Raw genomic sequence first — 12,607 nt, 5'->3', positions numbered from 1 at the left:
GTGTCTTTTTTAAACAATACAAAAATATTACTCACCACGATTATTCTTAGTTCCGCATTGTTAGGATGTGCGAGCTCTCCCCCGCATCCAATCGCTCTTAAAATAGATCAAGATATGGTTCGTATTGATGGTGGCAAATACCTAATGGGTTCTGACGCTTCAGAGGCTAAAAAAGCAGAAAAGCCAGCACACCTTGTTATGGTTAATGACTTTTACATTTCTAAGTTTGAAGTTACGCAAGAACTATTTGAATCAGTGATGGGCTCATCATTAAGCTATTTCCAATCGCCAGATATTCCCGTCAATAATCTAAGTTGGCAACAGGCTAATTTTTTCATTAAAAAACTGAATGAAATGACAGGTGAAACGTATCGCCTTCCAACTGAGGCTGAATGGGAATATGCAGCCCGCGGAGGCAATGCAAGTCAAGGTTATGCTTACAGTGGTTCAAATAACATTGATGAGGTCGCATGGTATTCAAAAAACGCCAATAACCAAGCTCATCCTGTTGGAATGAAGCACCCTAATGAACTAGGCTTATATGATATGACGGGGAATGTCGGTGAGTTTGTAAGTGATGCTTATGATGATAATTTTTATCGTTTTTCACCAAAAGACAATCCAAACAATGCGCGAGATGAAGCCAGTGGCCTTGCACATAAAACCGTTCGCGGCAGCAGTTTTTCTTACAACGCGAATGAATCAGAAAACTACCGTCGAGACTTTGCAAGCCAGTCAATCATTATGTCTGACATGGGTTTACGCTTAGTAAAAGACGCACAATAATGAAAACACCCATACATTTTGGCAAGGAACTCAATAATGAAAAATAAAACAATACATTATGTAGCGTTAGCCAGCGTTTTAATGACCCCCACATTTTCATTCGCCGCTGAACAAAAGCCTAAACTCGTCTTACAGATTACGGTTGATGCGTTAAGAGGCGATTTACTAGAGCGTTATAAAGCAAACTTTGGAAAAGGTGGTTTTCGTTATTTAATGGATGACGGAACTTATTATACTAATGCTTATTACCAACATGGCAACACTGAAACCATTGTTGGTCATGTCTCTTTAGCCACAGGAGCCCCACCCAGTGTACATGGTATGGTGGGTAATGTTTGGTATGACAGAAACGAAAAACGCTTAGTTTATAACGTGGAAGACGGTGACTACAGCATGCTTTCTTCTGGTGCCGGAGTAAATAAATCAACAGAAATAGACCCAACTCAAAAGGTTGCAACCCAAGATGGTCGTTCTCCCAACCCTATTTTATCAACCACATTTAGTGATGAACTGGCTATTGCAACCAATGGTGAATCAAAAGTATTTTCTGTTTCAGTTAAAGACAGAGGTGCAATCTCTTTAGGTGGCCATTCAGGTAAAGCATTTTGGTTCTCTAAAGCCGGATCTGAGTTTGTAACCAGTAATTACTATTATGATGAATACCCTAATTGGGTAACTGCTTGGAATGAGAAAAAACTGCCCGATCAATATTCTGGTACACGATGGGAGTTATCACTTCCTGCTGACCAATACACTCTTAAAGAAAGTAATCCAGATTATAAAGTCGATTTAGCGGGATTCAAACGCAGCTTCCCTCACCCTTATGGGCCAGCAAGTTATAAGTACTATACTACCATGCTTACACTAAGCCCTGCTGGTGATGAATTAACAGAAGACTTTGCCAGTACTTTATTGAAAAAAGAAAATTTAGGTCAAGGTACATTTACCGATTATCTGGCGGTTAGCTTCTCTGCAACTGATTACGTAATTCACATGTATGGCCCAACGAGTTTAGAAGCAGAAGACAACCTCATTCGATTGGATAAAACTATTGCCAAACTATTAAAAAATGTCGACGAACAAGTGGGGTTAGAAAATACTCTGATTGTTCTGTCTGCCGATCACGGTGCGCCAGAAGCGCCAGCGGTGGTGAATGCGTTAGGGGCTCAACAACCCGCACTCTTTGACCAGAAAAAACTCATATCTCCAGATCTATTATCTCGTTTAAAAACCGAGTTTGGTTTAAGTAAGGACGCAATTCGTTTGTACGCACAACCATACGTTTACTTAAATCATGATGTAATAAAAAAGAAAGGAATTTCATTAGATAAAGTACAAAAAGCCGTTGCAGAAGAACTCTTAAAGGTAAAAGGGATCGCTTATGCTGTGACAAGTTCTGATATAGAAAAAAATCAGGTGCCAAATACGCATACTATGCAGTTGGTTAAAAATAACTATCATCCTTTACGATCTGGAGATGTTTATGTGGTGTACCAACCAAGGAACTTCATTAATGATATGGATGGCCTAACCATTGCATCTACTCATGGTTCCCCTTGGCGTTATGATACTTACGTTCCTGTCATTTTTGCTGGTTATAACATTGATGATGAAAAAATCAGCCGTGAAATTACGCCTTACGACATCGCTCCAACTTTATCGAGCATCTTAGGGATAACCCAACCAAGTGGTGCGACTGGAAAAGTCTTAACGGAAGTAATTCAAGACTGATAAGCGATTAAATAAAGCAAAAATAAAAAATCCGTGTTGGTATATCAGCACGGATTTTTTGTTGTATATGATGAGACCTAAACGTTTCTAATTTATATCAAATTCTACTTTTGCTGCTTTTTGAATTTGTAATCTTAGCCAACGGTGTCCACTTTCCGACGTTCTACTTGGATGCCAAATCGAACATAAATCATGTTGCTGACGATCAAAAGGCAAATCTAATGATTTAAGGTTGTAATACGCACCTAAGTCATCAATTGCCGATTGTGGCAGCATACCAATCATTTCAGTCGAACTAATAATTGGCATCATTTCAAATGCACCTGCGGCTCTAATTACAATATTTCGAGCTTCCAGTTCTCCAATATCTTCTGCGTTTAATAAGCTACTACGGCTGTGCCAACGTGATGCAGCAACGTGTTCTTCTTTTAAAAACTCTTCTAACGTAATTGAATCACTAATTCGTGGGTGGTTTTCGCTGCATACAACTCGTAACTTCTCGGTATAAATGACTTCTGATTTTAAAATCGTTCGTCCTCTTATTGCCATATCAATCACTAAATCATAACGTTGCAAACGTAAATCTGCTTCAAGATCTTCGGTAAACTGAGGATGAACCTCTAATGATATATTGGGGGCACAAGCTCGAATTTGACGTACTAATCTTGGAATAAGCGAATAACTAACCGTAGACACAACAGCGATCGAGAAAATACGATTTGAGGTTTTTGGATCAAATTCTCTCGATGCTGATAGTGTTGATGTGAAATTTTTAAGGGCGGCAGACATCGCAGGATAAATGTCAGAAGAGAATACGGTTGGCTCTACTCCTGATGTATTACGATGAAATAAAGGATCATCATAAATTTCACGTAGCCTTTTTAACGCTTTACTTACTGCTGGTTGGCTGATGTTCATTCTTGCCGCGGCTTTAGAAAGATTTTTTTCTTCATAAATCGCGACAAAAATAGGTATTAAATTAAGCTCTGTACTTTTCATAACTACTGACACTGCTGATTGATCCCTACGCTCACTGTATATAACTCAAAACTCGACACAACCTTTACTCTTTCCTTTTGTGTTGATTCTCTTGGTTTTTTGCATATTTTCTTCGTAACTGATTAAACTGAGGAAATATCGCTTTTGGCTTCCACATTAATAAGAGAGAAGATAATCCATTTGTCGGAGAAGATATTCTTTTCCATAAACGAGAGGATAACGTTTTAGTGATGTCTCTTGTTTGAAACATAGACGCATCTTGTTGCCAATCACTAGTCGAATCGCAGGATTTTAACTCCAATGTTTTATTCTTCATTCTCAACGTTCGATAAAGAAGCACCCTAACTGTACCCCACTCTTTTTTATTTACGGCTTTCGAATACATAAACCAAGCAGGCAATGGGTGGGTTTGATAATAACGAACCATTTTAATCACGGTAAACAAAGCAGCAATGGCACTTATCATCAGTATTACTAACCATTGCCAATATTGGTGCAACCAAGAACTCATCGTATGGGAGACAGAAAACGATTGACCATCAAGCGTAATGGTTTTTAATTCTTGGGCATCGGTATCCCACCAGGTTAAGTTAATAGCAGGAAACGCTACCTCGCCCCCGTTTTGAAGTACATAAACAACGGACTCTTTTCGTTCTGACAAATAATCGCCACGAGTCTGTGAATCATCTAATTGATTCGGTTGTGAGTACGTTTGATAATTCGCTGTCGATGTTTGCTTAATTAATTCAGGGATCAGCATCGCTAATGTATCTGAACCCTTGATGGTGATGGTACGAGTAATCGCATCCCCCGCTTTTAAGTCATCATTTGACTTATCCCACTCTTGTTCAACTGAAAAATCACGACCGGACACCCATTCAGAATCATCATTCAATAAACCTGATGGCGTAATGGCGGTAAACCGTTGTGGTTCTGTATATAAAACACCAGAAACATTCCCCGAATTTTCTCGTGAAACTTGTACCTTAACAGCGGTTGGTGGGACTACAAAATTGCCTTCAACTTGTGGGTATAATGTCACCTCCCAACGTTGATGAGTCCAAGTGACTCCATTACGCCTTTCTGTAAAATTCGTGGCTAATTGATTACGCTGTTTGGCTACTACATTCTGAATTTCTATAGGAGCGATCCGAGTACCTCCGGTAAACCACCTTGGCGTAACAACTTCTATATATAAAATGATTTGCTGATTTACGGCATAAGTTGGCGCTTTCTTACTCTTGTTTTCTTTAGCGTTATTTGGATCACTTAGCCACGTTTTTATCGTTACTTGATCGGATTTATCGAGTGTTTCAACCGTACTGGCTCTAGAACCAAAACTTATCACCATTAATATAACGGCGACAAAAATGCAAAGGTGTATGACTCGACGTTTATCGTTATTTTGAGACATTATTTACCTTCTCCACTATTTTCTGACCCAGAAACCGATGATTGAGAACCAGACGACTGCGCTCGGAGTTGAAGCTGAAATTTCGCGCGTAAGAAATACTTAGGGTCAGCCTCTACACGACGTAACCATTTATCAGCAAGTTCTTGGCTTCCTAAAATTTCATTCGCATTTAGTTTCTCTTCTTTCATTAATGCAGAGTCAACCTTTTCATCAGCACCATCTCCCGTTTTAGGCTTATCATCCCCTAATTCAAAAGACTCTTCAGGCCCATCAGTACTGCCTTTCTGACTTTCACTCATTCGATTCACTTCATCGACAATGCCTTGCATGATCGATAAATTGTTTTCTACTTTTTCTTTTAACTCACTTTCAAGATCTCTTTCTAGCAATAACTGATAAACATCACGAGCAGCAAGATATTCTCTTTGTCTTGCCAACGAATTCGCCGCATTAAAAATACCTAGATTGGTTTTTACTTGTAGAAAAGCACTGTGAGCCAATTTATATTCGCCGGCATAATAATAAGCGATGCCTTTTTTTAATGGCTCTTGATAATGTTTTGCCGCCATCAAATACTCGAATTTATCAAAATACCATTGTCCTTGTTGATCTGGCGTTAACCATAAATCCATCCACCATTGCGTCGTTTTATCCCATGCGGTCACTTCTTTTACTGGTTCATTCGTTTTGGCTTTTAGACTGACCGTTTCAGCATAAGTTGGAGTCGAATAAAAGCTAGGAAAAACAATCAATGCCACCAAACACCATTTTACTAACCAGCCTTTTCTAAACCATGACAACATTAAGAGAGATACGGGAAATAAAAGAAAATATCCCATGTCTTTCCACGGCATTGCCGATTCATTATTTAGCTGCATATGGCGTTCTATTTTACTGTTTAGCGTCTTAATATCACTGTCATCAATCGTCACTTCGACCACACTACCGTTACTTTTACTGGCTAATGATTTAAGCGATGAAAGATCCATCGGGTTATCACTGGCTCTGTCACCATTACCCGCTGCCAATACTAATAATTGATGTCGGCTTTTCTCAAAGTAACTCTTAAATGCATCAGTCGTTGCAGGGTTAACACCATCAGTAATTAGCAGTACTGTTCCCACACTTTCAGCACCCAATTGTGGTTCAATCAGAGGCAGCGCCGTTTCTGCATTTTTACCTTCTACAGGCATAATATCGGGTTGAATTGCAGCTAGAAATGGCGCGAATACCGAATCATCTTTAGTTAATGGCATGGCTAAATGTGCTGAACCAGAAAAGACGACTAACCCTGTTTTACCACCTTGTCGTTGCTTGATTAAGTCTCGTATTTTTTGCTTAGAACGCTCTAATCGGTTTGGCGCAAGATCTTTCTGCAACATCGACTCACTGTTATCTAAAACGATCAATAACGCTGCTTTATCTTCACCAAATGGAGACGCTTCACGTTGCCAAGTTGGACCTGCACACACGATAATAGCGACAAACATAGAAACACCTAACAACTTTAATGGCAGCTGCTTTTTCCATCCCGCATCATTAATGGTTAACGCGCTACGTAAATGTTTTGGTAACTGTTCTTGCCACTCATTTTTTGAATCTTGCTTCCAACGCAAATAAATCACAATGCCGAACGGAATTAAGACCAGCAACCATAAAGGCCGAATGAAATGAAACTGAACAATAATTTGCTGCCACATCAGAGAATCAAACATGCTTTTCTCCCGATTTAACATGACGCTTAATCGTCGCAAAGCCAAAAGCAAATAAATACATCATAACGATCAACATCATTGGGTATTGATGAATTGACTGCTTTGGCCGATAAGTGGTGCTTTCATACAATTGAGGCTCTAATTCACCAATCGCTTCATAAGCTTGATCTAATTCATCACGATTAATGGCTTGAAACGCTTTTCCACCAGAGGCTTCTGCAACTCGGTTGATCACATCCATATCTAATGCTTGTTCACCAACGGTTCTGGGATCACCCATTGCTATCATATGAATACGAACATTTTTAGCCGCTGCAACTTTAGCTGCATCAATCGGTTCGACATAGCTGCCAGTATCATTACCGTCCGTTAAAACAATGGCCACTTTCTCTCTTGGTTTTTCAACAGAGTCATTCTGTGAACTGTCTTTGTTTATCTCGTCTTCTGATGAACTTTGCTCAAAGACTTTAATTGCCAACCCTATTGCATCACCCAAATGGGTACTTTGTCCTGCCATTGCCACGTCAGTTTGATTCAATAGCTCTAACCACACTTTTTGATCTGCCGTAAATGGGGTTTGCACAAACGCAGCATCCCCAAACAGAATTAACCCTAAACGATCACCTTTTCGAGTTTTAACAAAATCGGCCAACACTTCTTTTGTTGCCTCTAAGCGAGATATCTTTTGAATAGATCCTTTGTCTGAAGAGGCTTTAGAGACAAAATCTTGTTCTGCCATCGAGCCTGATAAATCCACTACGACCATCACATCTCGCCCTAAGCTTTCACGAGTTTGAGGTTCTCCTAAAATAGTTGGTTTAGTCAGTGCGAAAATTAATAAACACCATGAAATAATCAAAAATGTTTTTTGCCAATAACTCGCACGTAATTGACTTGCTCCTTCAGATGGAGATTCATCTAATGCTTTTACTAACACATCAAAAAAAGGCACTTTAATTGCAGATTGACGTGTACGATAAGCCGGTATTAACCAGTAAATAATAATTGGTAATGGCAACATCCATAACCAATATGGATTCGCTAGTTCCAGTTGATTAAACTGCATGTGTGCCTCCAGTTTGCTCTAATGTCGGTACGACATGACTCGTTAACCATTGTTGACACAAACTCATTAACTCATTGAGTTGTTGCTCTGACAACGCATATTGCTGCTGCATTAACGAACGTATCCATTGTTGCCCAAGCTCACCATTAAAATCACAAACACTATTGGGTGAATAAGAATCTAATGCGATAAGAAAATCGTCTTTAAAGAGTGTCGCATTCTTTGCGTTAATATGTGTAAGTACCGCCTTCATGACTTCAAATATCTCATAACTTAACGATGGATTATTCACAGAACTCGACAGTAAATTTAATAAGGAGCTTGCTTCTCGACGATAGCGATTTTCCCACCATTTTTTAGTCGACTTAGCGATATAATAAATAGCAAAAACAAAAAGAAGTATTGCGACAATTTTCCAACCTATCGTTTGAGGAAACCAACTCACATGATCGGGAACAGTCACTTCGCTCATTTTTCTAAGCATATAACTGCTTGGCGGCTCATGAATACTCATCGTCTGCCTCCTATCGCACGTTTCAGCTGCTCGATATGATGCCCTGACGTATCCGCTTCAATAAGAGGAAGGCCCTTGGCTGCCATCAACTGAATTAATTGTTCTTTCTTTAAATCTTGATAGTCAGTTAACCCTTTATTAGCCAAATCAAATTTCTTTGCATCGCTAAGGTTAATCTGAAATGCACCATCACCCACAACCCATGAGCTGCTTTGTGATGGAAAATTGGACTCGAAAGGATCAGAGATTAATACTCCTAATACATCATTATGTTTTTGAAGGTGTTTTAAGTGAGTTATCTCATCAGGAGTTACACCATGCCAATCACTTAAAATAATAATGGTTGCTTCTTTAAGCTTCAATCGACCTAATAGCGTCACAAACTGTGAAAAACCAACATCATCAACGTCTTTACTGTCTACATCTAAAGATTGATTAATGCTAGATAACAATTGCAATCGATGGAGTAAATCACCTTGAGAGCGTTTTGGCGTTAACCAATGCATTTTCTCGCTTGAACTGATGACAAAACCAACACGATCGCTGTCTTGCAAAATACGCCACGCAGTGAGTGCTGCCAATTCAGCGGCAACAACCGACTTCATTGTCTCTACTGATGAAAAATACATACTGCTACGTTGATCAACACAGATAATAAAATTGCGATCTTTTTCTTCAGTGTACGATCTAACATGAGGTTTACCCGTTCGCATCGTCACCTTCCAGTCAAGATTACGAATATCATCACCGAGTTGGTAATGCCTTAACTCCTCAAAATTTAAACCTCGTCCACGAAAAATAGATGAATGACGACCAGACAGCGCGGTGCCTGATTTTAAATTTGGTAATAAACTGAATGATCTCGCTTGAGATTGCAGTTTTACTAATTGGCTATATTCACAATGAATACGTGTGTCGGTGCTTTTTTCGTTCATAAAAAGCCCTACCCAATAACAACATGATCCAACAATTCATTGATGACTTGCTCTTGCGTCACGCCATCAGCTAAGGCGTCATAACTCAACGTTATACGGTGCCCCAGCACTGAATGTGCCATCGCTCGAATATCATCCGGCTCTACGTAATCTCGACCTTGCAACCATGCATACGCACGCGCGCATTTATCTAATGAAATGGATGCACGGGGACTCGAACCAATTTCTATCCAACGAGACAGGTTTGACTCAGAATAACGCTCAGGTTTACGTGTCGCCATAACCAAAGCAACGATATAACGCTCACTGATCTCAGACACTTCGATTTGAGATAATTCAGAACGCGCTTGCATCACTACAGAAGGATCAAGTTGAATAGTCGTTTCTATTTCAAGGTTATCTTCTGTCTGTTTTTGTGGTGACTCTTCTCCACGAACAAGACGAATAATATCTAATTCAGCATCATCATCTGGATAATCAACCGACACTTTCATGATAAATCGGTCCATTTGCGCTTCTGGTAACGGATAGGTTCCTTCTTGCTCTACTGGGTTCTGTGTTGCAAGCACCATAAATAATTCAGGCAGCGCATGAGTTTGATCGCCGACGGTTATCGTGCCTTCTGCCATCGCCTCTAATAATGCGGCTTGTACTTTAGCTGGCGCTCGGTTGATTTCATCCGCTAAAACGATACTGTTAAAAATAGGCCCAGGTTGAAAATGCAATTGCGGTTTGCCATTTTGCTCTTGGTATACTTCTGTACCCGTCACATCAGATGGCAATAGATCTGGCGTAAATTGAATACGCCCAAACGAGGTATGTAAATTATCAGCCAACGATTTAACCGAACGCGTTTTTGCTGTGCCTGGCAACCCCTCTAATAAAATATGCCCTTGAGTTAATAACCCAATAACCAGTGAACGCACGACATGGGATTGACCAATCACCGACTTCTCTACCTGAGAAATAAGCGATGTAATAGCCTGCTGAGTTTGATTCATGTTTTCTCCTTACGTTCACAAGTTAGACCAATAGATACTAAAATTTAGCTTTCACTATTCTAGTTAAGTCCATCATAACTATTGGTTATAGTGTTCATTAATGAAGCCTTTTTTTAAGCTCATTGATCACATTTTTAGGGGCGTATTGCTCCAATTGGGTAATACAAGATTGCGCTTGTAATGATTTCGCTTTTAACAATTGATCACACTGTGCAAATAAATGCTGAGGGTTACCACTTAAACTAAAAGCCCTTGCCAGAGCATCCGCTCCTTGGTTCAGGTTAATACCTTCAAGTGATAAACCATATACATACCAATATTGTGCATTTTGAGGTTCCACCACTGTCGCTTGTTCAAAGTAGTTTGATGCCTCTGTTTTTTTTCCTAAGCGTAATAATGCTAATCCTGCGCTGTAACGTAATGCACCTGATTTAGGTTGTGCTTTTATCCCTTTTTGCATCAAGGAAAGACCTTTCACTTCATCGCCTTGGGAACGATATAAATCCGCAAGATTTACGTAGCTATTCACAAAATACGGTTCAATATTTATTGCACCTAGATACGCTTTTTCTGCTTTTTTAACATCACCTTGCGCTCGATAAACATTACCTAAATTGGTACGTCCAAATCCTCTATCGGCATTAAATAGTTGAATATTGATGTATTCATTTAATGCCGGTGTTAATTGCTCGCGTTGCAATGGATTCCATTCCGGCCAATACGCCGCTAATGCTCCAGCCGCTTCAGCACGAATACCCAACACACTATCTGTTAATAACGGCGATAATATTTGCCAACGATCATGAGATGAATACCCTGCTGAACCTTGAATTGCCCCTAAACGAATTAATTCATCATCATGTTTTACCGCTCGCCCCAATGCCACTAAAGTGTTCTTACTTGGAAATGCGCTTAAACGCTGTAACGCAGAACCACGAATAATGCCTGATTGTTTTGCATCTTGTGCGGTATATGAAAGCGCATCACCTGCTCCACGATAATTAATGTCTGAGGCATAAAATGCGACAGCAAAATGCTGTTGATTTCGATAAGGGGAATCAGGGAACCATTCGCCGACTTTTTTATCTGCCCACACATCGTCCTTCTCTTCATGACATTGCGTACACACATTAGGAGTGCCGATATTTTTACTTAAATCAGGCCTTGGGATTTGCCAACTATGATCTCGCCTTGCGTCTACGCCCATGTACGTTGTTTCTGGCATGTGGCACGTCGTACATTGCGATGCTTCGGTATTGGCTTCATGAAAGGTGTGCTTCTCTGGTGTATATTCTGATGCAATATGGCATTGGCTACACACGGCTTGCTCTGGAATGTCTAATTTGGTTGAATGCGGGTTATGGCAATTAGTACAAGTTACGCCCTTTTCTGCCATTTTTGATTGCATGAAAGAACCGTATACATAATCTTCATCGTAGATCTGACCATCATTATGGTACAAATCAGAAGTAATCAAACTTGGTAAATAACTGTCTAAGAGCGAGCCCTTTACGTGCGCTTGATCTTCATTAATTTGAACTCGACGGCTATGACACTGCGCACACACCGCCACTTGATCTGTTGGTTCAATGTCTTTAGGTTGAAGCGTTGAATGGCCTTCTTTAAAAACCCACTCTTTGACTGGCTTACTCAAATCACGATCAAAACCATAGTGGGGATTTGTATTTTCTGTTTGGTTCTTACTCCAAGTAATATGCTCACTCGCTGGACCATGACAGGCTTCACAACCAACATTAATTTCAAACCAACTGGTATTATAGGTATCTGTTTTTAAGTCGTAATTCTTCTTCACATCGGTTGAGTGGCAATCGGCACACATGAAGTTCCAATTCTGTCCTGTATTAGTCCAATAAAACTCATCGGTTTTTTCCATATTGGGGTAAAGATGATACCAACGCTGACCACCCTCTTCTTCACTACGCGAATCCCACGCGAATGGTATTAGTTGAATACGCCCGTCTTCAAATTCCACCATGTATTGCTGTAATGGCTCGAAGCCAAAGGTGTAGCTAATTTGATAGTCGTTAAACTTCCCATCAGGCCCTTCGATATTGACCCAATATTCATCGCCTTTCTTAAAAAAGCGATTTGGTTTTCCTTTAAACTCAAAAATCGCGTCATTAAAATCACCAAACACGCTGTCTTTATCCGCGTGTTTCATTGCCATGTCATGATCTGAACCTTTCCAAGCCTCAGTTTCTTCCTTATGACAATCAATACATGCATCACTACCAACAAAATCAGCAGAAAATACATTTGATGAAAAGGTCATCATACTCATCCATACAACGAAAAACCCATAGACGATTCTTTTACTGCTCATATACATCCTTGTATTGATATTTATTTTTAATAACTAAAGATAACAATTATTTAGATATAGTCCATCTAGTGCCATGTTTCCATTACAGAGATAATATTTGTG

Annotated in this window: 10 protein-coding genes; 2 read left to right on the top strand and 8 right to left on the bottom strand. The window is 39.8% G+C overall.

Going from position 1 to position 12,607, the window contains the following annotated elements; translation table 11 throughout:
* A complete protein-coding gene (locus tag BTO23_RS04410; RefSeq protein WP_245922097.1) occupies window positions 1–786 on the top strand; it encodes a formylglycine-generating enzyme family protein in 786 nt (261 codons plus the stop codon).
* An 81-nt stretch (window positions 787–867) separates the two neighbouring features.
* The gene (locus BTO23_RS04405; RefSeq protein ID WP_060991830.1) at window positions 868–2,517 is read left to right on the top strand and encodes an alkaline phosphatase family protein; all 1,650 of its coding nucleotides are present in this window, start codon (window positions 868–870) and stop codon (window positions 2,515–2,517) included.
* Window positions 2,518–2,604: 87 nt separating this feature from the next.
* Here BTO23_RS04405 and BTO23_RS04400 read toward each other — a convergent pair whose 3' ends face one another.
* From BTO23_RS04400 to BTO23_RS04365, 8 genes are all read right to left on the bottom strand, one after another.
* Complete coding sequence (locus tag BTO23_RS04400) at window positions 2,605–3,516, bottom strand: LysR family transcriptional regulator (protein ID WP_081091554.1); 912 nt, start codon at window positions 3,514–3,516, stop codon at window positions 2,605–2,607.
* 64 nt (window positions 3,517–3,580) lie between these two features.
* Complete coding sequence (locus BTO23_RS04395) at window positions 3,581–4,930, bottom strand: BatD family protein (RefSeq protein WP_105063039.1); 1,350 nt, start codon at window positions 4,928–4,930, stop codon at window positions 3,581–3,583.
* Window positions 4,930–6,645: a VWA domain-containing protein gene (locus BTO23_RS04390; RefSeq protein ID WP_105063038.1), complete on the bottom strand. Its 1,716-nt coding sequence runs from the start codon at window positions 6,643–6,645 to the stop codon at window positions 4,930–4,932. Before BTO23_RS04390 ends, BTO23_RS04395 begins: the two co-directional genes overlap by 1 nt.
* Window positions 6,638–7,711 carry a vWA domain-containing protein gene (locus BTO23_RS04385; RefSeq protein ID WP_105063037.1) on the bottom strand — a complete coding sequence of 358 codons (1,074 nt, stop codon included), beginning with the start codon at window positions 7,709–7,711 and terminating at the stop codon, window positions 6,638–6,640. Before BTO23_RS04385 ends, BTO23_RS04390 begins: the two co-directional genes overlap by 8 nt.
* Window positions 7,701–8,225 carry a DUF4381 domain-containing protein gene (locus BTO23_RS04380; protein WP_105063036.1) on the bottom strand — a complete coding sequence of 175 codons (525 nt, stop codon included), beginning with the start codon at window positions 8,223–8,225 and terminating at the stop codon, window positions 7,701–7,703. Before BTO23_RS04380 ends, BTO23_RS04385 begins: the two co-directional genes overlap by 11 nt.
* Window positions 8,222–9,160, bottom strand: coding sequence for a DUF58 domain-containing protein (locus BTO23_RS04375; RefSeq protein WP_061028731.1), 939 nt, complete (start codon window positions 9,158–9,160; stop codon window positions 8,222–8,224). Before BTO23_RS04375 ends, BTO23_RS04380 begins: the two co-directional genes overlap by 4 nt.
* 8 nt (window positions 9,161–9,168) lie before the next feature.
* Window positions 9,169–10,161 carry an AAA family ATPase gene (locus tag BTO23_RS04370; protein WP_060991126.1) on the bottom strand — a complete coding sequence of 331 codons (993 nt, stop codon included), beginning with the start codon at window positions 10,159–10,161 and terminating at the stop codon, window positions 9,169–9,171.
* Window positions 10,162–10,258: 97 nt separating this feature from the next.
* Window positions 10,259–12,505: a multiheme c-type cytochrome gene (locus BTO23_RS04365; RefSeq protein ID WP_105063035.1), complete on the bottom strand. Its 2,247-nt coding sequence runs from the start codon at window positions 12,503–12,505 to the stop codon at window positions 10,259–10,261.
* Between the last annotated feature and the right edge of the window lie 102 nt (window positions 12,506–12,607).

The organism is Aliivibrio sifiae, from assembly GCF_002954715.1.
Taxonomy (GTDB): Bacteria; Pseudomonadota; Gammaproteobacteria; order Enterobacterales; family Vibrionaceae; genus Aliivibrio; species Aliivibrio sifiae.
This window is presented reverse-complemented; position numbering and strand designations above follow the sequence as displayed.

What these genes read in the sequence shown, in the direction of transcription:
- BTO23_RS04405 (WP_060991830.1), top strand. Translation starts at nt 868, where the DNA reads ATGACCCCCACATTTTCATTCGCCGCTGAACAAAAGCCTAAACTCGTC.
- BTO23_RS04400 (WP_081091554.1), bottom strand. Translation starts at nt 3,516, where the DNA reads ATGAAAAGTACAGAGCTTAATTTAATACCTATTTTTGTCGCGATTTAT.
- BTO23_RS04395 (WP_105063039.1), bottom strand. Translation starts at nt 4,930, where the DNA reads ATGTCTCAAAATAACGATAAACGTCGAGTCATACACCTTTGCATTTTT.
- BTO23_RS04390 (WP_105063038.1), bottom strand. Translation starts at nt 6,645, where the DNA reads ATGTTTGATTCTCTGATGTGGCAGCAAATTATTGTTCAGTTTCATTTC.
- BTO23_RS04385 (WP_105063037.1), bottom strand. Translation starts at nt 7,711, where the DNA reads ATGCAGTTTAATCAACTGGAACTAGCGAATCCATATTGGTTATGGATG.
- BTO23_RS04380 (WP_105063036.1), bottom strand. Translation starts at nt 8,225, where the DNA reads ATGAGTATTCATGAGCCGCCAAGCAGTTATATGCTTAGAAAAATGAGC.
- BTO23_RS04375 (WP_061028731.1), bottom strand. Translation starts at nt 9,160, where the DNA reads ATGAACGAAAAAAGCACCGACACACGTATTCATTGTGAATATAGCCAA.
- BTO23_RS04370 (WP_060991126.1), bottom strand. Translation starts at nt 10,161, where the DNA reads ATGAATCAAACTCAGCAGGCTATTACATCGCTTATTTCTCAGGTAGAG.
- BTO23_RS04365 (WP_105063035.1), bottom strand. Translation starts at nt 12,505, where the DNA reads ATGAGCAGTAAAAGAATCGTCTATGGGTTTTTCGTTGTATGGATGAGT.